Below are 25,894 nucleotides of genomic sequence, written 5' to 3'. Positions count from 1 at the left end.
TCAGCCCTTCTTCCTGGTCGTGCGCGCCACGTGCACCGACAGGGCGGGGGGCCGGGCCAGGCCCAGTCCCCCGATCGCCTCGGTGAGGGTGGCGTCCAGGTCGGCGCGTACGTCGTCCAGTTCACGGAAGTGGGAGACCGTGCGGACGTCGGCCTTCTTCCGCCTCATCCGTACGCGGGCGGACTGGACGCCGGACACCTCCATGGCCCGGTCGCGCAGCACCATGGCGGCGGCGTCCCGGTGCAGGCCGGCGCGGACGTCGGGGTGGGTGCGGCTCATCGGGAGGAGGCCGCGCAGACCCGGTGTGAGGGCCAGGACGATCAGCCACAGGCCCAGGGCGGCGGCGACACCGGCGCCGATCAGCACCCAGATGTCGTCCAGCGGCCGCTCGGCGAGCTGTTCGGACAGTGCGCGGCGCCAGTGCATGGCGGGCCGGTCGGCCCGGACGGCCGCGATGTCGTAGAGGAAGATCCCCGCGAGGAGCAGGAGCAGCAGGGCGACGATCCCGGCCGGAACCCTGCGCGCCGACCAGAACCGGCGCGCGCCGCCGCCCGCCTGGGCCTCCAGGACGGGTGGTGGTCCGTACGCGGACTGGTCGCTTCGGTCCGGTTCCGCCTCCCGTTCGATGACCGGCAGCCGTTGTGTGGTGCCTTCGGAGCCCTGGGGCTCGCTCATCGCGTCCTCCCCTGTCCCGCGCCGTACGCCTGTGCCGGATACAGCCGCTCCACCTGGACGGCGACCTCCGACACCTCCATGCCCACCAACGCGACTACCCGCTCGACCACATGCTGACGCACCCCTCGGCAACGCGCGCCGATGTCGCAGGGGTAGCCGAGTTCGAGGTGCAGGCGGATGCGGGCCACTTCGTGGTGGACGACGACGGTGGCGTGCGGGGGCCCGGCCTCGGCGGGGAGTTCTCCGAGCGCCTCGCGGGCCGCCTGTCCCGCGACCTTGGCGACCACCCGGTCGGCGATCCGCGTCGCGCCTCGGTCACCGGGCGGAACGGCGGTCGCGGTCAGGGGCCCGCGCAGCCCGTCCACCGTGCCGTTCGCACCGCTCACGGACGTCATGGCCGCCGGTCGCGTCGGTCGTCACGGGTACGGAAGAAGTCGCCGATCTCCAGGTCCCCCTCCAGGAACCGGCCGACGACGAAGCCGATGGCGCCCAGCGCCGCCACCAGCAGGAAGGCGCCGAACCCGCCGAAATACCCTGCGAAGCCCAGCGCCATGCCGGCGATCATGCCGACCACGGCCATGCTCATCGTGCGCTCCCTAAAGGTCCTTCAAGGTGTGGTGCGGCGACTACTGAAGCCGGGACTCCGGCTCCTCGTCCTCCTCGTCGGGCAGCTTCACGTCGCTCACCGCGACGTTGACCTCGACGACCTCCAGTCCGGTCATCCGCTCCACCGCGGCGATGACGTTCTCCCGCACGGCCTTGGCCACGTCGGAGATGGAGACGCCGTAGTCGACGACGATCTCCAGGTCGAGCGCGGTCTGCACCTCGCCGACCTCGACCTTGACCCCGCGGGTGGCGGACTTCGAACCGCCGGGCACCCGGTCCCGCACGGCCCCGAAGGTACGGCTCAGACCGCTGCCCATGGCGTGGACGCCGAGGACGTCCCGTGCCGCGAGTCCGGCGATCTTCTCCACGACACCGTCGGCGATGGTGGTCCGCCCACGGGTCGCCGGGTCGCCGCCGCCGCGCTTGGTGGTCTTCCGCAGTTGCCCCTGCGGGTCCGCCTCGGTGCTCTGCGTCATGTCGGTCATCGCGTCACCCCTTTCGCTCGTCCTCCTTCGACCACCGTAAGCGCGGTTGCGCGATCGCGCGCCGGAGATGCGGCAGGCTGGAGGAATGACGGCGGAGCAGTGGGCACGGACGGTGCGGCATCAGCTGGGGCTGGGCAGACTGCTGCCCCTGGGCGGGCCGCGCGACGGCGCGTGGATCTCCGAGGAGGCTGTCCGGGCGGTGCTGCGGACCGCCGCCGAGGACCTGCGGGGGGTGCGGCTGGGCGCGGTGCGGATCGGGCTCGCCCGTCCTGAGGAGGCGCACGAGTCCGCCGTACCGCCGCCTCCGAGCGCGCTGCCGCCCGGTCCGCTGCGGCTCGCGGCGGAGTTCGAGGCGACGCCCGCGGAGCCGCTGCCGGTGACGGCGGAGCGGCTGCGCGCGGCGCTCGCCGGGGCGGCGGCCGGGGTGCTGGGGCTGGAGCTCGACGAGGTGGATCTGAAGGTGACGGCCCTGCTGGAGGAGGACGCCGAGCGTTCCCCCGTACGGGTGCCCGAGCCGCCGCGTCCCGCGGAGGCGGGGTCCGGTGACGAGACCCTCGTGGCCGTGGCCGCGCTGGCGGTGCCCGGGGTCGACCGGCTGACCGGGGTGCTGGGGCGGCCGGTGCACATCGAGGACCGGGAGACCGGGGACGGCTCGCTTCCGCGCCGCCATGTCCGCGTCGAACTGGCGGTGGGCGCGGACCGCCGGGCCCTGGACGTGGCCCGGGAGGTCCGCGCCGCCGTGGGAGAGGTGCTGGCGGACCGGCCGACGGTGGCCGTGCTGGTGACGGCGGTGACGGCCTAGGGCCTGTCGTTTGGATCAGCCCGGCGTCGCGTCGGCAGAAAAGCACCGCACCTCACGGCCGGCCTGATCCAAACGACAGGCCCTAGTCGCCGACTCCGGCGAGGTCCCGCAGCCGCCGGGTCTGGGCCGCGCGCTCGGCGCCGCGCTGCTCGTCGTAGGTACGGTCCTGGGCGCCGCGCAGCAGCGCCTTGGTCTCGATGACGGCGTCGCGGGGTGCGGACAGAAGTGCGGCCGCCAGGTCGTGGACGGCCGCGTCGAGCTGGTCCAGGGGGACGGCGACGTTGGCGAGGCCGGTGCTCACGGCCTCCTCGGCCGTCACGAAGCGCCCGGTGGCGCAGATCTCCAGCGCCCGGGCGTAGCCGACGAGGCCCACCAGGGGGTGGGTGCCGGTGAGGTCGGGAACCAGGCCCAGGCTGGTCTCGCGCATGGCGAACTGCACGTCGTCGGCGACTACGCGCAGATCACAGGCGAGGGCCAGCTGGAAGCCCGCCCCGATGGCATGCCCCTGGACGGCGGCGATGGACACGACGTCACTGCGCCGCCACCAGGTGAAGCCCTCCTGGAACTGGGCGATGGCGGCGTCGAGTTCGGCGTCACCACTGCGGGCGAGATCGATGAACGACGGCTCGCCCTCGATCCCCTCCGGCGTGAACATCTGCCGGTCGAGGCCGGCGGAGAAGGACTTGCCTTCGCCACGCAGCACCACGACCCGGACGGAGCCCGGCACCAGCCGGCCGGCCTCGGCGAGCGCGCGCCACAGAGCGGGGCTCTGGGCGTTGCGCTTGGCGGGGTTGGTCAGCGTCACCGTGGCGAGGGTGTCCTCGACGGTGAGCCGTACGCCGTCCTTGTCGAGCAGGGGAACGAGTTCCTGGCCATCCTGGCCGGACGTCGCCATGGGGCGCCTCCGATGAGTGCGGTCATCCGCCGTGCCGCGGAACGGCACAGCTAAGTGACTGCACAGTAACCACCCGGTCGGTCGTCCGACCGACCGGGTGGCCACCGTCGAAGCCGATGGCCCGCCCGGATCAGGACGATGCGGCCTTCTTGCCCCGCGTCGCTCCGCCACGCCCACGAAGCGTGACGCCCGATTCGCTGAGCATCCGGTGGACGAAGCCATACGAGCGGCCGGTTTCCTCGGCCAGTGCCCGAATGCTCGCACCGGAGTCGTACTTCTTCTTCAGGTCTGCCGCGAGCTTGTCGCGCGCGGCGCCGGTTACCCGGCTGCCCTTCTTCAGAGTCTCGGCCACCCGTGCCTCCTCATGGGAAGTGCGCTCTGGTTCTCTCATGATCACCCCTCCGGGCGTTCATGGCCACCCATTCGGCAAGGTCCGTAAGACCTGGTTTTGACGACAGGAGCGGGTCCCCACATGCGGAATCCGGGATTCCACCCGGGCGCGTTCGTACCGCCGAACGGGTTCCTTTGTGAAAGGCCAGGTCAGAGACGCACGACGGCCGAGCCCTTGTCGATAAAGGACTCGGCCGTGAAATCGATGTAGGACACACCTCGGTACGAGGAGATCTCACACAGATGGTGGATCACCGGTGGGCCGAATGATCCATACGCCGTTGATCACGCATTCGATCACGCGGCACCGACGGTCAGGCGAGGGCGACGAGATCCGCGTAGTCCGCGCCCCACAGGTCCTCGACGCCGTCCGGCAGCAGGATGATCCGCTCCGGCTGGAGCGCCTCGACGGCGCCCTCGTCGTGGGTGACCAGCACGACCGCGCCCTTGTAGGTGCGCAGGGCGCCGAGGATCTCCTCGCGGCTGGCCGGGTCGAGGTTGTTGGTGGGCTCGTCGAGGAGCAGGACGTTCGCCGAGGAGACGACCAGGGTGGCGAGCGCGAGACGGGTCTTCTCACCGCCGGAGAGGACTCCGGCCGGCTTGTCGACGTCGTCGCCGGAGAACAGGAACGAGCCGAGCGTCTTGCGCACCTCGACGAGGTCGAGGTCGGGGGCCGCCGAGCGCATGTTCTCCAGGACCGTGCGCTCCGGGTCGAGCGTCTCGTGCTCCTGGGCGTAGTAGCCGAGCTTGAGGCCGTGGCCGGGCACGACCGCGCCGGTGTCCGGCTGCTCGGTGCCGGCGAGCAGCCGCAGCAGGGTGGTCTTGCCCGCGCCGTTGAGGCCCAGGATGACCACCCGGGAACCCTTGTCGATGGCCAGGTCGACGTCGGTGAAGATCTCCAGCGAGCCGTACGACTTCGACAGGCCCTCCGCCATCAGCGGGGTCTTGCCGCAGGGCGCGGGCTCGGGGAAGCGCAGCTTGGCGACCTTGTCCTGCTGGCGCACCGCGTCGAGGCCGGCGAGCAGCCGGTCGGCACGCTTGGCCATGTTCTGCGCGGCGACCGTCTTGGTGGCCTTGGCGCGCATCTTGTCGGCCTGCGAGTGCAGGGCGGCGGCCTTCTTCTCGGCGTTCTGCCGCTCGCGCTTCCTGCGCTTCTCGTCGGCCTCGCGCTGCTGCTGGTAGAGCTTCCAGCCCATGTTGTAGACGTCGATCTGCGCCCGGTTGGCGTCCAGGTAGAACACCTTGTTGACGACCGTCTCGACCAGGTCTACGTCGTGGGAGATCACGATGAAGCCGCCGCGGTAGGTCTTGAGGTAGTCGCGCAGCCAGATGATCGAGTCGGCGTCGAGGTGGTTGGTCGGCTCGTCGAGGAGCAGGGTGTCGGCGTCGGAGAAGAGGATCCGGGCCAGTTCGATACGGCGGCGCTGACCACCGGAGAGGGTGTGCAGGGGCTGGCCCAGCACCCGGTCGGGGAGGTTCAGCGCGGCGGCGATGGTGGCGGCCTCGGCCTCGGCGGCGTACCCGCCCTTGGTGAGGAACTCCGTCTCCTGGCGCTCGTACTGGCGCAGGGCCTTGTCCCGGGTGGCACCGCTGCCGTTGGCGATGCGCTGCTCGTTGTCGCGCATCTTCTTCAGCAGGATGTCGAGGCCGCGCGCGGAGAGGATGCGGTCGCGGGCGAGGACGTCGAGGTCGCCGGTGCGGGGGTCCTGGGGGAGGTAGCCGACCTCGCCGGAGCGGGTGATCTGGCCCGCGGCGGGGATGCCCTCGCCGGCCAGGCACTTGGTGAGGGTGGTCTTCCCCGCGCCGTTGCGGCCGACCAGGCCGATGCGGTCGCCCTTGGCGACTCGGAAGGTGGCGGACTCGATGAGGACTCGGGCGCCGGCGCGCAGCTCGATACCGGAGGCGGAGATCACGGACAGACTCCAGGGCGGATTCGGGATTGACGGGTGGGCGGCTGAGGACGTTCCCGCCGTCTAATGCGCGAGGAGAATGGCCATGGGCCAAGTCTAACGGGGGCGTGCAAGCACTTTTTCTGCGTTCGGGTGTTCGCTTGGTCTCGCTCCGGGTATCCGGTCGATCCCCCGCGGTCCCTCGTTCGGATGCGTGTCCGAGGCCGGAGAGGGGCCGCCGGGCGAGGATGCCCAGCGGGGGCCGGTGCACGCGGAGGGCGGTCTCCATGCAGTTCGACGACGACGCCAGGCTGGACACCTCCGAGGTGCAGGACGTGCGCGGCAGCCGCATCCCGGGCGGGAAGGCGACCGTCGGCGGTGGCATCGGTGGACTGATCGTCCTGCTCCTCGGTCTCTTCCTCGGCGTCGGTCCCGACCAGCTCGGCCTCACCGACGGCGGCGGCCCGCCCGCGGCCACGGCCTCCGGTCTCGCCGAGGTCGAACGGAGCTGCCGGACCGGGCAGGACGCGAACACGCGCGACGACTGCCGGACGGTGGCGGTGGTCAACAGCGTGCAGGACTACTGGGACCAGGAGTTCGAGCGGCGCAGCGGCACGTACACCCCCTCCCCCACGGTCCTCTTCGGTGAGCGGGTCGGCACGGCGTGCGGCTCGGCGACCTCGGCGGTCGGGCCGTTCTACTGCCCGGGCGACCGGAAGGTCTATCTCGACCTCGGGTTCTTCGACGAGCTGCGGTCGAAGTTCGGGGCGAGCGGCGGGCCGTTCGCGCAGGCCTACGTGGTGGCGCACGAGTACGGGCATCACGTGCAGGACCTGACGGGCACGCTGAGCCGGTCGCAGGACGGGCGGACCGGCGCCGGCAGCAACGCGGTGCGGGTGGAGCTCCAGGCGGACTGCTACGCCGGGGTGTGGGCGCGTCACGCGACCACGACGAAGGACGAGTCGACGGGTCGGCCGCTCATCACCAGCCTCACGGACGCGGACATCGCCGACGGCCTGGACGCGGCGGCTGCCGTGGGCGACGACCGGATCCAGGAGCGGTTCCAGGGGCGGGTGACACCGGAGTCGTGGACGCACGGGTCGGCGCAGCAGCGGCAGAGCTGGTTCCGGCAGGGTTACGAGTCCGGCGACATGACGCGGTGCGACACGTTCCGGTGAGGGTCGCGCCGGTGCGGAGGCCGTTGTCGGTGGTCGCTGCGAGACTGGACGACAGAGGGGATGGGTGACTTCTGGTCGCGAGGGAGTGATCGGCATGGCAGGCACGAGCGGTGGGCGTCCGAGCATCTACCCGGCACTGCTGTACACGGACGCGAAGGCGGCGATCAGACAGCTGACGGAGGCCTTCGGCTTCACCGAACTCGCGGTGTACGAGGGCGAGGACGGCCTGGTGAGCCACGCCGAGCTGGTCCAGGGCAACGGCGCGGTGATGCTCGGTTCCAAGGGCACCGGCAGCGCCTACGACAAGCTGATGAAGGACGCGGGCCCTTCCGGGGTGTACGTCGTGGTGGACGACGTGGACGCGCACCACCGCCGCGCCGTGGAGCACGGCGCGGAGATCCTGATGCCCCCGACGGACCAGGACTACGGCTCCCGGGACTACATGGCCCGGGACGCCGAGGGCAATGTGTGGAGCTTCGGGACGTACGCCCCCGACACGGCGGGCTGAGCGTCCTTCAGCTGCCGCCGGTGTGCACCTGGAAGGCGGCCCGGCGGACGGCCTTGGCGAGGGCCGGGTCGGGGTGGGCGGCGGCGAGGGCGACCAGCACCTGCACGGTGCGCGGATGACCGACGGCCCGTACCTCGTCGAGCAGTCGGGGGACGGTCGGCTGGAGGGCCGACTCCAGGTGCCGCACCAGCATGGGGGCCTCGCCATGGTCCGCGACGGCGGCAGCCGTGTCGACCCACAGCCAGGTGGCCTCCTCCCGGGTGAGCACCTCGTGGGCGTCCTCCGGGTCGATCCCGTCGTGCTCGGCCAGCCACAGCAGCGCGTACGGCCGCAGGGTGGGCTCGTCGGCCACGGAGCGGACGTCGGGCTCGGCCGGGGCGCCGACGACGCGCAGGGCCTCGAAGGCGAGGCCGCGCAGCAGGGCGTCGTCGCCGCGGGCGGCGCCGAGCAGCTCGGTGACCGCGCTGCCGACGGGGCGGGCGGCGAGCCAGGCGCGGTACTCGGCGCGGGCCGCGTTGGGACGCAGCTGGGCGCAGCCGCGCAGCATCTCCTCGGCGGCCACCTCGATGTTGCCGGCCGGGCTCTGGGCGGCGACGCAGATCTGCTCCAGCTTGACCCACACCGCCCAGCTGCCGAGCGGGGTCAGGGTGGCCTGGCCGTCGCCGTAGGTCAGGGCGCCGACGGAGGCCAGGGCGCGCAGGGCCCAGTCGAGGAGCGGGGCGAGGGGGGCGTCGGCCGCCTCGGGCTCCTCCACGGGCTCCGGCTGCGGGCCGTAGGGGATCTCGCAGCGCTCGGTGCGCAGTTCGGTGACGCGCTGCTCCAGGAGGTCCAGGAGCTGCTCGACGGGGACCGGGCCGGCCGACAGCTGGAGGAAGGAGAGCACCTGGGGCATGGCCGAGACGACTTCGGCGACGGCGGCGGGCTCGCGGTCGGCGGGTTCCGGGACGGCCAGCGACCAGGCGTCGAAGAGGGCGACCCAGCCGCGCAGTACGGCGCTGTCGTCGCGGTCCCAGGCGCGCAGCCGCCAGCCCGGGCGGGCGTCGTCGCCGTGCACCTCGACGAGACCGGCGAGGCGGGCGGTGTCCCAGTCCGCGCGGACCTGAGCCGCGGTCAGGCCGAGATCCCCGGCCGCGCGGGCGGCTGTCTCGTCGGAGAGGGTGCCGTTGCCATCGCCGGTGCCGTCCCTGCCGGGGCCCAGGGCACCGTCGGCCCAGTGCGCGACGCGGGCCGCGTCGGCAAGACCTCTGCGCGCCATTCTGGCCAGTTCCGCGGGGGCCGGTGTGCCCTCCGGGGGGCGGGGCGCGGGGCGGCGCGGGCGCCGTTGGTTCACAGCTGAGGGGGCGGCGGCCAGGGGTCGCGGGCGGACGAGTCGGAGCCTGGAGTCGCGCGGGATACGGGACGTCACGGGTGCAGTCTTCCGGTTGACGGTCCGAAAACCCAAACGGAATGCCCGCGCGGGCCCCGGGGAGGTCCGGCACCGGGGCCGCCCGGAGGGGCATACGCCGAGATCAGGCCAGTAGTACGGGCTTAAACGGAACCTGTGGGACCGGGGCGCCCCGCGGTCACATCAGGGGGGTGAGGAAACGGCGCAGTGCCTCTTCGTAGCCGCTCGGGTCGGCGTTCCACATGGCCGCGTGGGGGGCCTGGCGGACGGTGTGGAGAGCGATCCGCTCGGGGTGGGCGGCGGTGAGGCGGCGGGAGAGGTCCCAGGGGGCGATCGTGTCGTCCGGGCCGTGGAGGATCAGGGTCGGCGGCGGGGGCCGGTCGGGGCCCATGTCGTCGGCCCGGTCCTCGTGGTCGTCGTAGGGGACGGTCCGGTCGGCGTACAGGCCGTAGTGGTCGCTGGGCAGGCCGGTGCGGCCCTGTGCCGCGCGCACCGCCAGCGGGAGGAGGACGCCGGGGGTGTGGCGGGCCGCGGCGAGGGCGCGCAGGGTCCGCTCCCAGCTGAGGACCGGGGAGTCCAGGACGAGGCCTGCGACCCGGTCGCGCAGACCCGAATGGGCGGCGGCGCGCAGGGCCATGGTGGCGCCGGTGGACCAGCCGAGCAGTACAAGTCGGCGGGCGCCGTTGCCGACGGCGTGGCGCATGGCCGCGTCCAGGTCGCGCCACTCGGTCTCGCCGAAGTGGTTCAGGCCGTCCGGCGGGCGGGGGGCGCCGACGTCGCCGCGGAGGGCGGGGGCGAGGACCGGGAAGCGGTGGCGGTGCAGGAACTCCATGACGTTCAGGGCGTGTTCGCGGGTCGTGCCGAGGCCGTGGACCGCGATGACCCAGGTGTCCCTTTGACCGGGGACGAACCATGCGGGCAGGACGCCGAGTTCGCCCGGGATACCGACGTCGGTGTGGTCGAGGCCGAGGGTCGACGCGGGGTCGCCGACGTAGGCGTTGGGGGTGAGCCAGACCTTGTCGCCGGGGGCCAGGGTGCCGTGGGTGACGCGTTCCAGACGGCGGACGACGGTGTCGGCGCTGTGCGGTTCCGCGTCGAGGACGGGGCCCACGACGGCGTGGGAGCCGTCTCCGGCGAGGCCGTAGATCCCGGGGCGGAGGGCGGCGAGGTCACGGGTGAGGGCGATGCGGCCGGCCGCGGTGGAGTGCACGGTGAGCCGGGGTTCGCCGGGCAGCGGACGGCCCGGGGGCGCCTTCAGTCCGGCGTCGCTGGCGATCCGCCCGGCGACGATTCCGGCCGCGCCGGCGGCGAGGGCAGCGGTGACGGCAGCGGCCGTCGCTTTGACAGTGCGCACGTCTTTCAGTGTCGCGGGGGAAGTCGGTGACGGCCAGTGGGGGCGGGCGTCCTGCGCAGTTCCCCGCGCCCCTGATGCCTGCGGCGGCCTGCGCGGGCCCGGTGGGAGCTTGTGTAGCGCGTTCCGTTCGGTGGGTGGGTCGGGGCCGGGGTGGGGGGTATCCGTCCTCGGTCCGGCGGCTCGGCTGTTTCAACAGGGCCCTGTAACGGACGCCGGCCGCTGCGGGCGGACACCCCCCACCCCGTCCCCTTCTCGCCGTACGCGGCTGCACGAGCGTCCACATGGCCCACCCAGGGGCGCGGGGAACTGCGCGACCGGCCACAACGAACCCGCACCCGCCGAACAACCCGACCCGGAACCCTCAGGCGCGCTGCCCGTACCCCCGCAACCGCTCCCCCACCTCCGCCAGCTGTTCCTCCGTCAGGAGATGGGGGGTCAGGCCCGGTACCGCTCGGGCCGTGAGCCACAGGTGGCACATCCATTCCAGTTGGGCCGTGCGGTCGAAGGCCTGGGACAGACTCGCCCCGTAGGCGATCGTGCCGTGGTTCTGGAGGAGGCAGGCGGAGCGGTCCGCGAGGGCGTGGAGCATGTTCTCGGCCAGCTCGTCGGTGCCGTAGGTGGCGTAGGGGGCGACCCGGACGGGGCCGCCGAGCGCGCTGGTCATGTAGTGGATCGTGGGGAGTTCGGGCACGAGCGTGGAGACGGCCGTGGCGTGCACCGCGTGGGTGTGGACGACCGCACGGGCGTCGGTGCTGCGGTAGACCGCCAGATGCATCGGGAGCTCGCTCGTCGGCACCAGCGTGCCCAGGACCTGACGGCCCTCCAGGTCGACACCCGTCACGTCGCCGGGTGCGAGGCGGTCGTAGGGGACGCCCGACGGGGTGACCAGGACCGTGTCCCCGACGCGCACGGAGACGTTGCCGGAGGTGCCGACGACCAGTCCGTCGGTGACCGTCCGGCGGGCCGTGTCGACCAACTCGCCCCAGGCGTCCACCTCCTCGGCCCGCACGCCCCTCGTGCCGCCCCCGGCACCCCGTACCTCTCGCGGATCCCGCTGTTCCTCAGCCATGCCGCGATCCTGCCAGCCGTGGCACCGGACGTCGCGGGGCCGGGCGATGCGGGGCGCGAGGGGGAGTTTCAAAGGAGCGCATTTTTCGCATGCACGCCCCCCTTGTACCCCTTGACCGGAGATCGACCGTAATCCGGCGATCTTCCAGTACCGTCTGGGCTTTGCCGTGCACGACGCCATTCCGGGGGGACACATGGCCCGTGATCGCAGGACCGCCCGTAACCGAACCCGCGCCCTGGCCCTGTCGGCGGCCGCGCTCGCCCTGGGAGGCCCGGCGTTCGCCGGGACGCCCGCCTCCTCAGCGAGCCTGCCCAGGGGGCACGACGTGTCCTCGCACCAGAAGGACGTCGACTGGCGCAGGGCCAGGGCCGCGGGCGCCAGCTTCGTCTACGTCAAGGCGACCGAGTCGACGGCCTACCGCAACCCGCACTTCGACCGCCAGTACGACGGGGCGCGCGACGCCGGCATCCTCCGCGGGGCGTACCACTTCGCGCTGCCGGACAAGTCGTCGGGCAGGACGCAGGCCGCGTATTTCGTACGCAACGGCGGCGCCTGGTCCGCGGACGGCCGGACGCTGCCGCCCGCACTCGACGTCGAGTACAACCCGTACGACAAGAAGCGCCAGTGCTACGGCATGAGCAGGGCGAGGCTGGTCGACTGGATCAGGTCGTTCAGCGACGAGGTCAAGCGGCTCACCGGGCGCCGGCCCGTCATCTACACGACCGCCCACTGGTGGAACACGTGCACGGGCGGCAGCGGCGCCTTCGCCTCGGACCACGCGCTGTGGGTGGCCCGTTACCGCTCGGCGGACGCGGGAGCGCTGCCCGGCGGATGGTCGTACTGGACGATCTGGCAGTACGACAACAGCGGCAGCCTGCCGGGTGACCAGAATCTCTTCAACGGGTCGGCGCGGCAGCTGAAGAGGTTCGCCGCCGGGTCGTAGCCGTGGGGCATATGGGGCGTACGGGGGTCGCGGGGTTCGGCGAAGCCAAGGGCGAAGATTCCGGTCACCGTGCGGCCCGCCCCAGTTCACCTTCCGTTCATCCAGGTTACTTACGTTCAACATGCCAATGACCTCGAACGATTGCCTGGGTAAATGGAAAACTTCTCGCTGATCCTCGCGATTGTGGTCGTAACCGCACTCGCGTTCGATTTCACGAACGGTTTTCACGACACCGCCAACGCGATGGCCACCACCATCTCGACCGGTGCACTCAAGCCCAAGGTCGCGGTGGCCATGTCCGCCGTGCTCAACCTTGTGGGCGCCTTTCTCTCGGTGGAGGTCGCCAACACGATCTCCAAGGGTCTCGTCGACGAGACCGGCATCCGTCCCGAGGTCATCTTCGCCGCCCTGGTCGGCGCGATCCTCTGGAACCTGCTGACCTGGCTGGTGGGTCTGCCCTCCAGTTCCTCGCACGCCCTCATGGGCGGTCTGATCGGCGCCACCATCGCCTCGGCCGGCATGGGCGCGGTCCATGGCGACGCGCTCGTCACCAAGGTCCTGATCCCGGCGATCGCCGCGCCGATCGTCGCGGGCGTCGCCGCCATGCTGGCCACCCGGCTCTCCTACTCGCTGGGGAAGAAGGCCGACGGCAAGGCCGCCGCGAAGGGCTACCGCACCGGCCAGATCGCCTCGGCCGGTCTGGTCTCGCTGGCCCACGGCACCAACGACGCGCAGAAGACGATGGGCATCATCACCCTCGCCCTGGTCGCCGGCGGCGCCGTCGCCCCCGACTCCGACCCGCCCACCTGGGTCATCCTCTCCGCGGGTCTCGCCATCGCGCTCGGCACCTACCTCGGCGGCTGGCGCATCATCCGCACGATGGGCAAGGGCCTGACCGAACTCCAGCCGCAGCAGGGCTTCGCCGCCCAGACCAGCGCGGCCACCGTCATCCTGGCCTCCTCCCACCTCGGCTTCTCCCTCTCCACCACGCACTCCGTCTCCGGTTCGGTGATGGGCGCGGGCCTCGGCCGCAAGGGCGGCGTCGTCCGCTGGTCGACGGCCACCCGCATGTTCGTCGCCTGGGGCCTGACGCTCCCGGCGGCGGCCCTGGTGGGCGCCCTGGCCGAGTCGGTCACCAACCTCGGCGACTGGGGTACGGCGGTCGTGGCGGTCTTCCTCGTCGCCTCCAGCGCGGCGATCTGGAAGCTGTCGCGGCGCGAGGTCGTGGACGCGTCGAACGTCAACGAGACCGACGAGCCGGCCGGCGTGGTGACCACGGCGATCGCCGCCGTGACCCCGCCGCCCACGGGCACGGTGACCGAGGACCTCACCGCCACGATCCCGGCCCCGCCCGTCACGACGGAACCGGCCGCCCCGCCGGCCGCCGTCTGAACCCGCAGCACTAAGGAAGCAGCCTCTCCATGAAGATCGACTGGGAAGCACTCGGCTCCGTCTTCGGCGTCAGCCTCGTCGTCACCGTGGGCCTCGTGGCCCTGTTCACCCTCGGCATCATGGGCCTGTCCCGCCAGGAACGGGCCACGGCCCAGGGCGACTCGGCCGCTCTCGCGGTCACCGGCGCCTACGCCTGCTTCGCGGCGTGCGCGGCGGCGGTGGCGTACGGGATCTATCTGATCGTGGCCTGACGGCACTCCCGTCACTCGACGGCCGGGCGGGCACGGAACCTCGGTTTCCGTGCCCGCCCGGCCGTCTTCCATGACCGGTGGTGTGGGGTTCTGCACACTCCCCCGCCGCAGGTCAACAGCAAGTTGACGGGTCTCGAAGGCCCGTGGTGGACTGCCGGAGCCATTTACGGCAGCAGGAGAGGAAGCCGGTGCGAATCCGGCGCGGTCCCGCCACTGTCACCGGGGTAGGTAGCCCCGGGAGCCAGGAACTCTCGCCGCCGGACTCGTCGAACCAGGGCGTGGACACCCTGAGTGAGGACATGACGCGATGCTCGCCTGCCGATCGACCAGCAGTACCAGGCACTTGAACGACCCCGCGATCGGCTGACCCGATGCGTGCCGATCGCGTTTTCGCGTACGGCGCCGCCGCCGGTCTGATCGGTGACCTCCTGCTCGGTGACCCACGTCGTGGGCACCCGGTCGCCGCGTTCGGGCGGGCCGCCGGTGCCGTGGAGCGGGTGCTGTGGCGGGACCACCGGGGGTGGGGCGCGCTGCACACCGCCGTGTGCGTGGGTGGTGCGGTGGGGCTCGGGGCCGTCGCGCAGTACGTCGTACGTCCGTCCCGTACCGCTTCCGTCGCGCTCACCGGCGCCGCCACCTGGGCCGTCGTGGGCGGGACGTCACTGGCGCGGGAGGCCCGGGTCATCGGGCGGGCGCTGGAGGCCGGGGACGTCGAGGCGGCACGGGAGCGGCTGCCGCATCTGTGCGGGCGCGACCCTCAGGCTCTCGACGCCGACGGGATCGCCCGGGCCGTCGTGGAGTCCGTCGCCGAGAACACCTCGGACGCCGTCGTGGGGGCGCTCGTGTGGGGAGCGGCCGGCGGGGTCCCGGGGCTGCTCGGGTTCCGCGCCGTGAACACGCTCGACGCCATGGTGGGGCACAAGTCGCCCCGGTACCGGCGGTTCGGGTGGGCCTCGGCCCGGCTCGACGACCTCGCCGGGTGGCCCGGGGCGCGGCTGACCGCCGTACTCGCCGCCCTGGCCGGGGACAGTCCGCGGGGCGCGGTGCGGGCCTGGCGGGAGGACGCGGACAGGCACCCCAGTCCCAACGCGGGGCCCGTGGAAGCCTCGTTCGCGGGGGCGCTGGGTGTCCGGCTCGGGGGGACCCTCTCGTACGCGGGGCGGGTCGAGCACCGGCCGGTGCTGCACCAGGAGGGGCGCGCCGTCGCCCTCCACGACATCGAGCGCGCGGTACGGCTGTCGCGGCGCGTCTGCCTGCTCGCGCTCGGCGCCGGTGTCGCCGCGCGGGCCTTCGTGAAGGGGCGTACGGCATGAGCGGCGGGGGTCTTCTCGTCGCCGGCACCACCTCGGACGCCGGCAAGAGTGTCGTCACCGCCGGGATCTGCCGGTGGCTGGTGCGGCAGGGGGTGAAGGTCGCTCCGTTCAAGGCGCAGAACATGTCCCTCAACTCGTTCGTGACGAGGGAGGGCGCCGAGATCGGGCGGGCTCAGGCCATGCAGGCGCAGGCCTGCCGGGTCGAGCCGACCGCGCTGATGAATCCCGTGCTGCTCAAGCCCGGTGGCGAACAGAGCAGTCAGGTCGTACTGCTCGGGAAGCCGGTGGGAGAGATGAGTGCCCGCGGGTATCACGGGGGGCGCCAGCAGCAGTTGCTCGGGACCGTGCTCGACTGTCTCGCCGAGTTGCGGGGCACGTATGACGCGGTGATCTGTGAGGGGGCCGGGAGCCCGGCCGAGATCAACCTCCGGCGGACCGACATCGTCAACATGGGAATCGCCCGCAACGCCGGGCTGCCCGTGCTGGTCGTGGGCGACATCGACCGCGGGGGCGTCTTCGCGTCCTTCTTCGGGACCGTCGCGCTGCTCTCGCGGGAGGACCAGGCGTTCGTCGCCGGGTTCCTCGTCAACAAGTTCCGGGGTGACGTCTCGCTGCTCGACCCCGGGCTCGACATGCTCCACGGGCTCACGGGCCGGCACACGTACGGCGTGCTGCCCTTCCGGCACGGGCTCGGGATCGACGAGGAGGACGGGATGGGGGTCCGCGACTCCCGGGCCTCCGCCCCGGTGGGCGAGGACGTGCTGCGGGTGGCCGTGTGCGCGATTCCGCTCATGTCGAACTTCACCGATGTCGACGCGCTCGCCGCCGAACCCGGTGTCGTGGTGCGGTTCGTGGACCGGCCGGAGGAACTGGCCGACGCCGACCTCGTCATCGTTCCGGGGACCCGCGGGACCGTGCGCGCGCTGGACTGGTTGCACGAGCGTGGGCTCGCCCACGCCCTCGTCCGAAGGGCCGCGGAAGGGCGTCCGGTGCTCGGCATCTGCGGCGGCTTCCAGATCCTCGGCGAGCACATCGAGGACGAGATCGAGAGTCGGCAGGGACACGTCGACGGCCTCGGCATCCTTCCCGTCCGCGTGCGGTTCGCGCGGGAGAAGACCCTCACCCGGCCGGTGGGTGAAGCCCTCGGCGAACATGTCGAGGGGTACGAGATCCATCACGGGGTCGCCTCGGTGACCTCAGGAGAACCCTTCCTCGACGGCTGTCGCGTCGGCCAGACCTGGGGCACGCACTGGCACGGCTCGCTGGAGTCGGACGGCTTCCGGCGGGCCTTCCTGCGGGAGGTGGCGGCCGCCGCGGGCCGCCGGTTCGTACCGGCCCCCGACACCTCGTTCGCCGGGCTGCGCGAGGAGCAGCTCGACCGGCTCGGCGACCTGATCGAACAGCACGCGGACACGGACGCGCTGTGGCGGCTCATCGAGTCCGGCGCGCCGCAAGGACTGCCTTTCATTCCACCGGGAGCGCCCGCATGAGCACAGTGTTGTTGTTGTCCACCGCCGACACGGACCTGTTGGCGGCCCGGGCCGCTTCGGGTGCCTCGTACCGGATCGGGAACCCGACCCGGGTCGATGTCGCGCAGGAGCTGCCGGCGCTGGTCGAGGGCGCGGACATCGCCGTCGTACGGCTGCTCGGCGGCAAGCGGGCCTGGGAGGACGGGCTCGCCGCGCTGAAGGCCTCCGGCATCCCGACCGTGCTGCTGGGCGGGGAGTCCGTACCCGACGCGGAGTTGATGGCCGAGTCGTCCGTGCCCGCGGGTGTGGTCGCGGAGGCGCTGAAGTACCTCGTCGAGGGTGGTCCCGCGAACCTGGAGGAACTCGCCCGGTTCCTCTCCGACACCGTGCTGCTGACCGGTGAGGGGTTCGTCGAGCCGCACAGGATGCCGGAGTACGGCGTCCACGGCTCGTACGCGCGCGAGAACGGCCGCCCGACCGTCGGCGTGCTCTTCTACCGGGCCCACGAACTGAGCGGCAACACCGGCTTCGTGGACACCCTGTGCGAGGCGATCGAGGCGAAGGGCGCCAACGCCCTTCCCGTGTACTGCGGTTCACTGCGCGGAGCCGACGCCGGGCTCTACGAGCTGCTCGCGGGGGCCGACGCCCTCGTCGCCACCGTCCTCGCCGCCGGTGGCACGCATGCCTCGGAGGCCTCGGCCGGCGGGGACGAGGAGGCCTGGGACATCGGGGCGCTGGCCGACCTCGACGTACCGGTGCTGCAAGGGCTCTGCCTGACGACGTCCAGGGCGGTCTGGGACGAGTCCGACGCGGCCCTGTCCCCCATGGACGCGGCCATGCAGGTCGCGATCCCGGAGTTCGACGGGCGGCTCATCACCGTGCCGTTCTCCTTCAAGGAGCAGGGCCCCGACGACGTCCCGGTGTACGTGGCCGACCCGGAGCGGGCCGCGCGGGTGGCCGGGATCGCCGTACGGCACGCGAAGCTGCGGCACAAGCCGAACGCCGAGAAGAAGCTCGCGCTGGTCTTCACCGCGTACCCGACCAAGCACTCGCGGGTCGGCAACGCGGTGGGCCTGGACACGCCCGCCTCGGCGGTGCGGGTGCTGGACGCGCTCAGGGACGCCGGGTACGCGCTCACGGAATACCCCTCCGGCGGCGACGAGTTGATCCACCGGCTCATCGAGGCGGGCGGGCACGACGTCGAGTGGCTCACCGAGGACCAGCTGGCCTCCGCCCCCGCGCGGGTGCCGCTCGCCGACTACCAGGCGTGGTTCGACCGGCTGGACCCGGAGTTGCGGCAGGCCATGCTGGACGCGTGGGGTGAGCCGCCGGGCTCGCTGTACGTCGACGGGGACGACATCGTGCTGGCCTCCCTCCAGTTCGGGAACGTCGTCGTGATGATCCAGCCGCCGCGCGGCTTCGGGGAGAACCCGATCGCGATCTACCACGACCCGGACATGCCGCCGTCGCACCACTACATGGCCGCCTACCGGTGGCTGGACCACTCGTTCGGCGCGGACGCGGTCGTCCACATGGGCAAGCACGGCACGATGGAGTGGCTGCCGGGCAAGGGACTTGGGCTCAGCGGTGGGTGCGCGCCGGACGCCGTCCTGGGCGAACTGCCGCTGATCTACCCGTTCATCGTCAACGACCCCGGCGAGGGCACCCAGGCCAAGCGGCGCGGACACGCCACCGTGGTCGACCACCTGGTGCCGCCGATGGCCCGCGCCGACACCTACGGCGACCTCGCCAAGCTGGAGCAGCTGCTCGACGAGTACGCGCTGGTCTCCGACCTGGACCCGACCAAGGCCCCGGCCGTGCGCGCCCAGATCTGGACGCTGGTCAAGGCGGCCGAGCTGCACCACGACCTGCATGTCGACGAGCAGCCGGACGACGAGACGTTCGACGAGTTCGTCATGCACATCGACGGCTATCTGTGCGAGATCAAGGACGTGCAGATCCGCGACGGGCTGCACATCCTCGGCGGCGGTCCGGTCGACGAGGCCCGGGTCAACCTGGTGCTGGCCGTGCTGCGCGCCTCGCAGGTGTGGGGCGGGCAGGCCAACGCCCTGCCGGGACTGCGGGCCGCCTTCGCCGCCCATTTCGGGCTGGTGGAGAAGGAGTTGCTCGCCGAGCCGGGGGCGCCGGTGAAGGTGCCGGTGGAGCTGTCGGACCTCGTGGAGGGACCGTCCCGTACGGCCGCCGACGCGATCGACCTGCTGGAGCAGCTGTGCCGGCGGGTCGCGGAGGGCATGGAGGCCGTGTCCTGGGACACGGCGGCCGTCCCCGGTCTCGTCCGTGACGTGCTCGGCACCGAACTCGCCGACGCCGTCGCCGTGCTGGAGTTCGCCTGCGACGAGGTCGTGCCGAGGCTGGCCCGCACGACCGACGAGATCGGGCACATCCTCAAGGCCCTGGACGGCGGGTACGTCCCGGCCGGGCCCTCCGGCTCCCCGACCCGTGGCCTGGTCAACGTCCTGCCGACCGGCCGGAACTTCTACTCCGTCGACCCCAAGGCCATTCCGTCCAGGCTGAGTTGGGAGGTCGGGCAGGCGCTCGCCGACTCGCTGGTGCAGCGCTATCTCCAGGACACGGGCGAGTACCCGAAGTCCGTGGGGCTGACGGTCTGGGGCACGTCGGCGATGCGCACCCAGGGCGACGACATCGCCGAGATCCTGGCGCTGCTGGGCTGCCGTCCGGTGTGGGACGAGGCCTCGCGGCGGGTCACCGGCTTCGAGGTGATCGGCCTGGAGGAGCTGGGACGGCCCCGCATCGACGTGACCGTCCGCATCTCCGGGTTCTTCCGGGACGCGTTCCCGCACGTGGTCGGGCTGATCGACGACGCCGTGCGCAAGGTGGCCGAGCTGGACGAGCCGGCCGACCGCAACTTCGTGAAGGCGCACGCCGACGAGGACACCGTCGAGCACGGTGACCGGCGACGCGCCACCGCCCGGATCTTCGGGTCCAAGCCGGGGGCGTACGGCGCCGGGCTGCTGCCCCTGATCGACGCCCGCAACTGGCGCTCGGACGCCGACCTCGCCGAGGTGTACGCGGTGTGGGGCGGCTACGCCTACGGGCGCGGGCTCGACGGGCGGGCGGCGCGCGGGGACATGGAGACCGCGTTCAAGCGGATCAACGTCGCCGCGAAGAACGTCGACACCCGCGAGCACGACCTGGTCGACGCCGACGACTACTTCCAGTACCACGGCGGCATGGTCGCCATGGTGCGCCACCTCACGGGCACCAACCCCGAGGCGTACGTGGGCGATTCGGCCACGCCCGACCAGGTGAGGACGCGCACGCTCGGCGAGGAGACCCACCGGGTCTTCCGGGCCCGGGTGGTCAACCCGCGCTGGATGGCGGCCATGCGGCGGCACGGCTACAAGGGCGCCTTCGAGATGGCGGCGACCGTCGACTACCTCTTCGGCTACGACGCCACGGCAGGCGTGGTCGACGACTGGATGTACGAGAAGCTCAGCGCGGAGTACGTCTTCGACGCGGAGAACCGGGACTTCATGAAGAAGTCCAACCCCTGGGCGCTGCGGGGCATCACGGAACGGCTCCTGGAGGCCGCCGACCGTGGGCTGTGGGCCGAGCCGGACGCGGAGACGCTGGAGCGGCTGCGGGCCACGTACCTGGAGCTGGAGGGCGACTTGGAGGGTGACGAGAAGTGAGTACCCCGTTTCCGTTCACGGCCGTCGTCGGCCAGGACGACCTGCGGCTCGCGCTGCTGCTGAACGCCGTGTCACCGGCGGTCGGCGGAGTGCTGGTGCGCGGCGAGAAGGGCACCGCCAAGTCGACGGCGGTACGCGCCCTCTCGGCGCTGCTGCCCGAGGTCGCGGTGGTCCCCGGCTGCCGTTTCTCCTGTGACCCGGCCGCACCGGACCCGTCCTGCCCGGACGGCCCGCACGAGGTGGGCCCCGGCACCACCCGCCCCTCCCGCATGGTCGAGCTCCCCGTCGGCGCCTCCGAGGACCGGCTGGTCGGCGCCCTCGACATCGAGCGGGCGCTCGCGGAGGGTGTGAAGGCCTTCGAGCCGGGGCTGCTGGCCGACGCCCACCGGGGCATCCTCTACGTCGACGAGGTCAACCTCCTCCACGACCACCTCGTCGACCTGCTCCTCGACGCGGCCGCGATGGGGGCGTCGTACGTCGAGCGCGAGGGCGTCTCGGTACGGCATGCCTCGAAGTTCCTGCTGGTCGGCACCATGAACCCCGAAGAGGGCGAGCTGCGGCCCCAGTTGCTCGACCGGTTCGGGCTGACCGTCGAGGTCGCGGCCTCGCGGGAGCCGGACCAGCGGGTGGAGGTCGTGCGGCGCAGGCTCGCGTACGACGACGATCCGGCGGGTTTCTCGGCGCGTTGGGCGGACGAGGAGTCGGCCGTACGGCAACGGGTCGTCGCCGCACGGGAGTTGCTGCCGTCGGTGCGGCTGGGCGACGGGGCGCTCCGGCAGATCGCGGCGACCTGTGCCGCGTTCGAGGTGGACGGCATGCGGGCCGACATCGTGATGGCGCGTACGGCGACCGCGCTGGCCGCGTGGGCCGGGCGGACCGACGTGCTCGCGGAGGACGTCCGGCAGGCCGCGCTGCTCGCGCTGCCGCACCGCAGGCGCCGTAACCCCTTCGACGCGCCGGGACTCGACGAGGACAAGCTCGACGAGACGCTGGAGGAGTTCAGCGGCTCCGGGGACTCCGGGGGTTCCGAGGACTCCGGGAACGACGACGAGCCGGACCCGGACGGGCCCGGCGGGGGTGGCGGACAGCCGCCCTCCTCCGACGGGCCGCAGGCCGACGGGGGTTCCGGCGCGCAGCCGGAGGCCGGCGACGGTGGTGAGCCGCAGCCGTCCGGGGCCGGTGCCGGGGAACAGGCCGCCGCACGGGCCTCCGAGCCGTTCCGCACCAAGGTGCTCAGCGTCCCCGGCCTCGGAGAGGGCGCTGCCGGGCGGCGCTCCCGGGCGCGGACCGAGCACGGGCGGACGACGGGGGCCCGGCGCCCCCAAGGAGCCCTGACGAAGCTGCACCTGGCGGCCACCGTGCAGGCGGCCGCACCCCATCAGCGGGCGCGGGGACGGTCGGGGCGCGGTCTCGTGGTCCGGCGTGACGATCTGCGGCAGGCGACCCGTGAGGGGCGCGAGGGCAATCTCGTGCTGTTCGTCGTCGACGCCTCGGGGTCGATGGCGGCGCGGCAGCGGATGAGCGCGGTGAAGGGGGCCGTGCTGTCGCTGCTCCTCGACGCGTACCAGCGGCGGGACAAGGTGGGGCTGGTGACGTTCCGGGGCTCGGCCGCGGAGGTCGCGCTGCCGCCCACCTCGTCGGTGGACGCGGCGGCAGCTCGGCTGGAGACGCTGCCGACCGGGGGGCGTACCCCGCTCGCGGCCGGACTGCTGCGGGCGCACGAGGTGCTGCGGGTGGAGCGGCTGCGGGATCCCGCGCGGCGGGCGCTGGTCGTGGTCGTGACGGACGGGCGGGCCACCGGCGGACCCGAGCCGGTCGCCCTCGCGGGACGCGCGGCCCGGCTGTTCGCCGCGGAGGGGCTCGCCTCCGTCGTCGTGGACTGCGAGTCGGGGCCCGTGCGGCTGGGGCTGGCCGGACAGCTCGCCGGTGAACTGGGCGGTACCGCGGTGACGCTGGACGAGTTGCGGGCCGACTCGATCGCCGGACTGGTGAAGGACGTACAGAGGAGGGCCGCGTAATGCCGCAGGGACAGCCGAGTGTGGTGCCGGAGGACGGACTGACGACTCGTCAGCGTCGTAATCGGCCGTTGGTCGTGGTGCACACGGGCATCGGCAAGGGGAAGTCGACCGCCGCTTTCGGGCTTGCCCTGCGGGCCTGGAACCAGGGGTGGCCCATCGGGGTGTTCCAGTTCGTCAAGTCGGCGAAGTGGAAGGTCGGCGAGGAGAACGCGCTGCGGGTGCTCGGGGCGTCCGGCGAGGGCGGGTCCGTCGACTGGCACAAGATGGGCGAGGGCTGGTCCTGGGTGCAGCGGGACGCCCAGATGGACAACGAGGAGAAGGCCCGGGAGGGCTGGGAGCAGGTCAAGCGGGATCTCGCCGCCGAGACATACAAGCTGTACGTGCTCGACGAGTTCGCCTACCCGATGCACTGGGGGTGGGTGGACACGGACGAGGTGCTCGATGTGCTGCGGGAGCGGCCCGGGACCCAGCATGTCGTGATCACCGGCCGTAACGCGCCCGAGAAGCTGGTCGACTTCGCCGATCTCGTGACCGACATGTCCAAGGTGAAGCACCCCATGGACGCCGGGCAGAAGGGGCAGCGGGGTATCGAGTGGTGATGTCCTCCTCCGTCTCCGTCCCCCGGCTGGTCATCGCCGCGCCGTGCTCCGGCAGCGGCAAGACCACCGTCGCCACGGGGTTGATGGCCGCGTTCGCCGCGCGGGGGCTCGCCGTGTCTCCGCACAAGGTGGGCCCCGACTACATCGATCCCGGCTATCACGCGCTCGCGAGCGGGCGGGTGGGGCGGAACCTCGACCCGTACCTGTGCGGGTCCGAACTGGTGGCTCCGCTGTTCCTGCACGGGGCGCGCGGGTGTGACCTCGCCGTCGTCGAGGGTGTGATGGGGATGTTCGACGGGGCCGCCGGGGAGGGTGAACTGGCGTCCACCGCTCATGTCGCCAAGCTGCTGCGGGCGCCGGTGGTGCTGGTCGTCGACGCCTCGTCGCAGTCCCGGTCGGTCGCGGCGCTGGTGCACGGGTTCGCTTCGTGGGATCCCGAGGTGCGGGTGGCGGGCGTGATCCTCAACAAGGTCGCGTCCGATCGGCATGAGGAGCTTCTGCGGGAGGCGCTGGAGTCGGCCGGGGTGCCGGTGTTCGGGGTGCTGCGGCGGGTGGCGCAGGTGGACACCCCGTCCCGGCATCTGGGGCTGGTGCCGGTCGCTGAGCGGCGCGGGGATGCGGTGGCTTCCATTGCCGCGATGGCTGCGCAGGTGGAGCGGGGGTGTGATCTGGAGGGGCTGGTCTCGCTCGCACGAAGCGCCGGCGCGTTGCCGTGTGCGGCTTGGGACGCGGCGGAGGTCCTGGGGGCGGAGGTCCTGTGGGCTGCGCCCCCAGCCCCCCATCGGCCCGAAGGGCCTCATCCTCAAACGCCGGACGGGCTGGAAGACACGACCAGGTGGGCAAGTCAGGGGCGCGGGGAACTGCGCGACCAGCCCCCACCGGACCCGCGGCCGAGCTCTCCCCTGGTTGCCGTGGCCGGTGGACCCGCCTTCACCTTCTCCTACGCCGAGCACGCCGAGCTGCTCGCCGCCGCCGGTGCCGAGGTCGTGACGTTCGATCCGCTGCGGGACGAGCAACTGCCCGAGGGGACGGCCGGGTTGGTCATCGGGGGCGGGTTCCCCGAGGTCTACGCCGCCGAGCTGTCCGCCAACGAGCCGCTGCGCAAGGCCGTCTCCGCCCTCGCAGAGACCGGCGCTCCCGTCGCCGCCGAGTGTGCCGGGCTGCTCTATCTGTGCCGGGAGCTCGACGGGCAGCCGATGTGCGGGGTGCTCGACGCCTCGGCGCGGATGGAGGAGAAGCTCACCCTCGGGTACCGCGACGCCGTCGCCGTCAGCGACAGTTCGCTCGCCGTCGCCGGGACGCGGATGCGGGGGCACGAGTTCCACCGGACCGTGGTGGAGCCGGGGGCGGGGGACGCCGCGGCCTGGGGTGTGCGGGTGCCCCGACGGCGGCTCGAAGGATTTGTACAGCGTGGTGTGCACGCGAGTTATCTGCACACGCACTGGGCCGCGGAGCCCGGTGTCGCCCGTCGGTTCGTGGAGAGGTGCCGGACGTCATGAGCAGCAGCAGGTTGATCGGGGTCGGGGTCGGGCCCGGGGATCCGGAGCTGGTGACCGTCAAGGGTGTCAACGCCCTGCGCGCCGCCGACGTGGTCGTCGTACCCGTGATGGACACCGGAGAGCGCGGGCGGGCCGAGGCGACCGTGCTGCACTACGTGCCGCAGGAGAAGATCGTCCGGGTGGTCTTCGCCCTCAACGAGCGGAGCGATCACGGCCGCCGTGAGGCCGCCTGGGACGCCGCCGGGGAGCGGGTCGCCCGGTTGCTCGCCGCGCACCCGTCGGTCGCCTTCGCCACCATCGGCGACCCGAACGTCTATTCCACCTTCACCTATCTCGCCCACACCATCGGCGCGCTCGTGCCCGGTGTCGTCGTCGAGACCGTGCCCGGCATCACCGCCATGCAGGATCTCGCCGCACGCTCCGGGGCCGTGCTGACCGAGGGCACCGAGCCGCTCACGCTGGTGCCCGTCACCGCCGGTTCCGCCGTGCTCAAGGACGCGCTCAGCGGGCCCGGGACCGTCGTGGCGTACAAGTTCGGGCGGCAGGCCGCGGAGGTGGCCGAGGCGCTGCGGGAGACCGGGCGGCTCGACGACGCCGTATGGGGATCGGCGCTCGGTCTTGAGGCCGAGTCCATCCGGTCCGCCGCCGAGCTCGACGGGGCTCCCCTGCCGTATCTCTCCACCCTGATCGCGCCCGCGCGGCGGGACGGCAGCCGGGGCGGCAAGTTGTGAGGCCCGTCAGAGAGGCGGCCGGATCAGCCGGCCAGTCCCACCACCAGCCAGATGAAGCCCACGCCCGCGACCGTGCACAGCAAGGTCGAGCGGGCGGGGTGCTCGTGGTGGGCCTCGGGGAGGATCTCGGCCGCCGCGAGATAGAGGAGCGCGCCGCCGAAGAGGCCGAGATAGCCACCGAGCAGGCCCTCCGGGATGGTCACGAACGACGTCGAGGCGGCGCCCACCACCGGGGCCGCCGCGTCCGCGAACAGCATCGTCAGCGCTTTGCGGCGGTCGTTCCCGTACAGGCTCGTGATCGTGTAGGTGTTGAAGCCGTCCGCGAAGTCGTGGGCCACGACGGCGAGTGCGACCGCCGTGCCCATGCCGCCGCCCACCTGGAAGGCCGCGCCGATCGCCACGCCGTCCATGGCACTGTGGCCGACCATCGCGGCCGCCGCCGTGAGGCCGACCTCGGGGACCCGGCCGTCGTGCTCCTCGCCGCCGTGCGCGGCCTGGCGGGCGGCCAGCAGGCGTTCCACCAGATGGGCCAGCAGGAAACCGGCCACGAACAGCAGCAGGGCCGCGGGCACGCCGAAGACCTCGTCGCCGGCCGCGCGCAGCGCCTCCGGCAGCAGGTCCAGGCCGACCACGCCGAGCATCAGTCCGCCGGCCAGGCCGAGGACCAGATGACGGCGGTCGGTCACCCGCTGTGCCGTCCAGCCGCCGGCCAGCGTCATCAGGAACGCGCCGAGCGCGACGAAGACCGCCATAGGGCCTTGGTATCCGAT

24 protein-coding genes and 1 riboswitch are annotated in these 25,894 nt (G+C 72.4%); of the genes, 13 read left to right on the top strand and 11 right to left on the bottom strand.

The window, feature by feature from the left end; genetic code table 11:
* Genes AQI94_RS07065 through AQI94_RS07050 form a run of 4 tightly spaced genes read right to left on the bottom strand, consistent with a single transcriptional unit; the run spans position 1 to position 1,766 of the window.
* A complete protein-coding gene (locus AQI94_RS07065; protein ID WP_031046244.1) occupies positions 1–675 on the bottom strand; it encodes a DUF6286 domain-containing protein in 675 nt (224 codons plus the stop codon).
* Entirely contained in the window at positions 672–1,070 is a 399-nt protein-coding gene (locus AQI94_RS07060; RefSeq protein ID WP_031046248.1) for an Asp23/Gls24 family envelope stress response protein, read from the bottom strand. The genes AQI94_RS07065 and AQI94_RS07060 overlap by 4 nt, the downstream gene beginning before the upstream one ends.
* The gene (locus tag AQI94_RS07055; RefSeq protein WP_020121359.1) at positions 1,067–1,261 is read right to left on the bottom strand and encodes a hypothetical protein; all 195 of its coding nucleotides are present in this window, start codon (positions 1,259–1,261) and stop codon (positions 1,067–1,069) included. The genes AQI94_RS07060 and AQI94_RS07055 overlap by 4 nt, the downstream gene beginning before the upstream one ends.
* Positions 1,262–1,301: 40 nt before the next feature.
* Positions 1,302–1,766 (bottom strand): Asp23/Gls24 family envelope stress response protein, encoded by a 465-nt coding sequence (locus AQI94_RS07050; protein WP_031046253.1) that lies wholly within the window; start codon positions 1,764–1,766, stop codon positions 1,302–1,304.
* Positions 1,767–1,851: 85 nt separating this feature from the next.
* On the opposite strand from AQI94_RS07050, the gene AQI94_RS07045 reads away from it, so the two are divergent.
* Entirely contained in the window at positions 1,852–2,568 is a 717-nt protein-coding gene (locus AQI94_RS07045) for a hypothetical protein (protein ID WP_062229631.1), read from the top strand.
* Positions 2,569–2,650: 82 nt separating this feature from the next.
* On the opposite strand, the gene AQI94_RS07040 is transcribed toward AQI94_RS07045, so the two are convergent.
* The 3 genes from AQI94_RS07040 to AQI94_RS07030 form a co-directional block, all read right to left on the bottom strand.
* Positions 2,651–3,463 carry an enoyl-CoA hydratase/isomerase family protein gene (locus AQI94_RS07040; RefSeq protein ID WP_031052177.1) on the bottom strand — a complete coding sequence of 271 codons (813 nt, stop codon included), beginning with the start codon at positions 3,461–3,463 and terminating at the stop codon, positions 2,651–2,653.
* 130 nt (positions 3,464–3,593) lie between these two features.
* Complete coding sequence (locus tag AQI94_RS07035; protein ID WP_004002281.1) at positions 3,594–3,815, bottom strand: helix-turn-helix domain-containing protein; 222 nt, start codon at positions 3,813–3,815, stop codon at positions 3,594–3,596.
* 352 nt (positions 3,816–4,167) lie between these two features.
* Positions 4,168–5,766 carry an ABC-F family ATP-binding cassette domain-containing protein gene (locus tag AQI94_RS07030; RefSeq protein ID WP_031052180.1) on the bottom strand — a complete coding sequence of 533 codons (1,599 nt, stop codon included), beginning with the start codon at positions 5,764–5,766 and terminating at the stop codon, positions 4,168–4,170.
* A gap of 263 nt (positions 5,767–6,029) precedes the next feature.
* Between AQI94_RS07030 and ypfJ the strand changes: the two genes are divergently transcribed.
* Positions 6,030–6,920 (top strand): KPN_02809 family neutral zinc metallopeptidase, encoded by an 891-nt coding sequence (ypfJ, locus tag AQI94_RS07025; RefSeq protein ID WP_031052182.1) that lies wholly within the window; start codon positions 6,030–6,032, stop codon positions 6,918–6,920.
* 94 nt (positions 6,921–7,014) lie between these two features.
* The gene (locus AQI94_RS07020; protein ID WP_031052184.1) at positions 7,015–7,428 is read left to right on the top strand and encodes a VOC family protein; all 414 of its coding nucleotides are present in this window, start codon (positions 7,015–7,017) and stop codon (positions 7,426–7,428) included.
* Positions 7,429–7,435: 7 nt separating this feature from the next.
* On the opposite strand, the gene AQI94_RS07015 is transcribed toward AQI94_RS07020, so the two are convergent.
* The 3 genes from AQI94_RS07015 to AQI94_RS07005 all read right to left on the bottom strand — a co-directional run bounded on the left by AQI94_RS07015 (position 7,436) and on the right by AQI94_RS07005 (position 11,235).
* Positions 7,436–8,833, bottom strand: a complete 1,398-nt coding sequence (locus AQI94_RS07015; protein WP_208611834.1) for a hypothetical protein — start codon at positions 8,831–8,833, stop codon at positions 7,436–7,438.
* 157 nt (positions 8,834–8,990) lie between these two features.
* Positions 8,991–10,166 (bottom strand): alpha/beta hydrolase, encoded by a 1,176-nt coding sequence (locus tag AQI94_RS07010; protein ID WP_031053581.1) that lies wholly within the window; start codon positions 10,164–10,166, stop codon positions 8,991–8,993.
* A gap of 361 nt (positions 10,167–10,527) precedes the next feature.
* The gene (locus tag AQI94_RS07005; RefSeq protein WP_031044035.1) at positions 10,528–11,235 is read right to left on the bottom strand and encodes a class II aldolase/adducin family protein; all 708 of its coding nucleotides are present in this window, start codon (positions 11,233–11,235) and stop codon (positions 10,528–10,530) included.
* Positions 11,236–11,428: 193 nt separating this feature from the next.
* On the opposite strand from AQI94_RS07005, the gene AQI94_RS07000 reads away from it, so the two are divergent.
* From AQI94_RS07000 to cobI, 10 genes are all read left to right on the top strand, one after another.
* On the top strand, positions 11,429–12,178 hold the full coding sequence (locus AQI94_RS07000) for a lysozyme (protein ID WP_031044030.1): 750 nt from the start codon (positions 11,429–11,431) through the stop codon (positions 12,176–12,178).
* Positions 12,179–12,331: 153 nt separating this feature from the next.
* The gene (locus AQI94_RS06995; protein WP_031044027.1) at positions 12,332–13,570 is read left to right on the top strand and encodes an inorganic phosphate transporter; all 1,239 of its coding nucleotides are present in this window, start codon (positions 12,332–12,334) and stop codon (positions 13,568–13,570) included.
* A gap of 29 nt (positions 13,571–13,599) precedes the next feature.
* Positions 13,600–13,821, top strand: a complete 222-nt coding sequence (locus tag AQI94_RS06990; protein ID WP_020121372.1) for a hypothetical protein — start codon at positions 13,600–13,602, stop codon at positions 13,819–13,821.
* Between the two features lie 130 nt (positions 13,822–13,951).
* Positions 13,952–14,091: riboswitch (cobalamin riboswitch) on the top strand.
* 101 nt (positions 14,092–14,192) lie between these two features.
* Positions 14,193–15,134: a cobalamin biosynthesis protein gene (locus AQI94_RS06985; protein WP_031044021.1), complete on the top strand. Its 942-nt coding sequence runs from the start codon at positions 14,193–14,195 to the stop codon at positions 15,132–15,134.
* On the top strand, positions 15,131–16,624 hold the full coding sequence (locus AQI94_RS06980; RefSeq protein WP_031044019.1) for a cobyric acid synthase: 1,494 nt from the start codon (positions 15,131–15,133) through the stop codon (positions 16,622–16,624). The genes AQI94_RS06985 and AQI94_RS06980 overlap by 4 nt, the downstream gene beginning before the upstream one ends.
* Complete coding sequence (gene cobN, locus AQI94_RS06975; protein WP_031044016.1) at positions 16,621–20,277, top strand: cobaltochelatase subunit CobN; 3,657 nt, start codon at positions 16,621–16,623, stop codon at positions 20,275–20,277. Before AQI94_RS06980 ends, cobN begins: the two co-directional genes overlap by 4 nt.
* A complete protein-coding gene (locus AQI94_RS06970) occupies positions 20,274–22,295 on the top strand; it encodes a putative cobaltochelatase (protein WP_031044011.1) in 2,022 nt (673 codons plus the stop codon). The genes cobN and AQI94_RS06970 overlap by 4 nt, the downstream gene beginning before the upstream one ends.
* Complete coding sequence (gene cobO, locus AQI94_RS06965; protein WP_031044008.1) at positions 22,295–22,894, top strand: cob(I)yrinic acid a,c-diamide adenosyltransferase; 600 nt, start codon at positions 22,295–22,297, stop codon at positions 22,892–22,894. The genes AQI94_RS06970 and cobO overlap by 1 nt, the downstream gene beginning before the upstream one ends.
* Entirely contained in the window at positions 22,894–24,393 is a 1,500-nt protein-coding gene (locus AQI94_RS06960) for a cobyrinate a,c-diamide synthase (RefSeq protein ID WP_031044006.1), read from the top strand. The genes cobO and AQI94_RS06960 overlap by 1 nt, the downstream gene beginning before the upstream one ends.
* Positions 24,378–25,124: a precorrin-2 C(20)-methyltransferase gene (gene cobI / locus AQI94_RS06955; RefSeq protein ID WP_031044003.1), complete on the top strand. Its 747-nt coding sequence runs from the start codon at positions 24,378–24,380 to the stop codon at positions 25,122–25,124. Before AQI94_RS06960 ends, cobI begins: the two co-directional genes overlap by 16 nt.
* Positions 25,125–25,147: 23 nt before the next feature.
* On the opposite strand, the gene AQI94_RS06950 is transcribed toward cobI, so the two are convergent.
* The gene (locus tag AQI94_RS06950) at positions 25,148–25,876 is read right to left on the bottom strand and encodes a ZIP family metal transporter (protein ID WP_031044000.1); all 729 of its coding nucleotides are present in this window, start codon (positions 25,874–25,876) and stop codon (positions 25,148–25,150) included.
* Positions 25,877–25,894: the final 18 nt, after the last annotated feature.

The organism is Streptomyces pseudovenezuelae (assembly GCF_001513955.1).
Lineage (GTDB): Bacteria > Actinomycetota > Actinomycetes > Streptomycetales > Streptomycetaceae > Streptomyces > Streptomyces pseudovenezuelae.
Note: the sequence above shows the minus strand (reverse complement) of the source record. Positions and strands in the feature narration are given on the sequence as shown.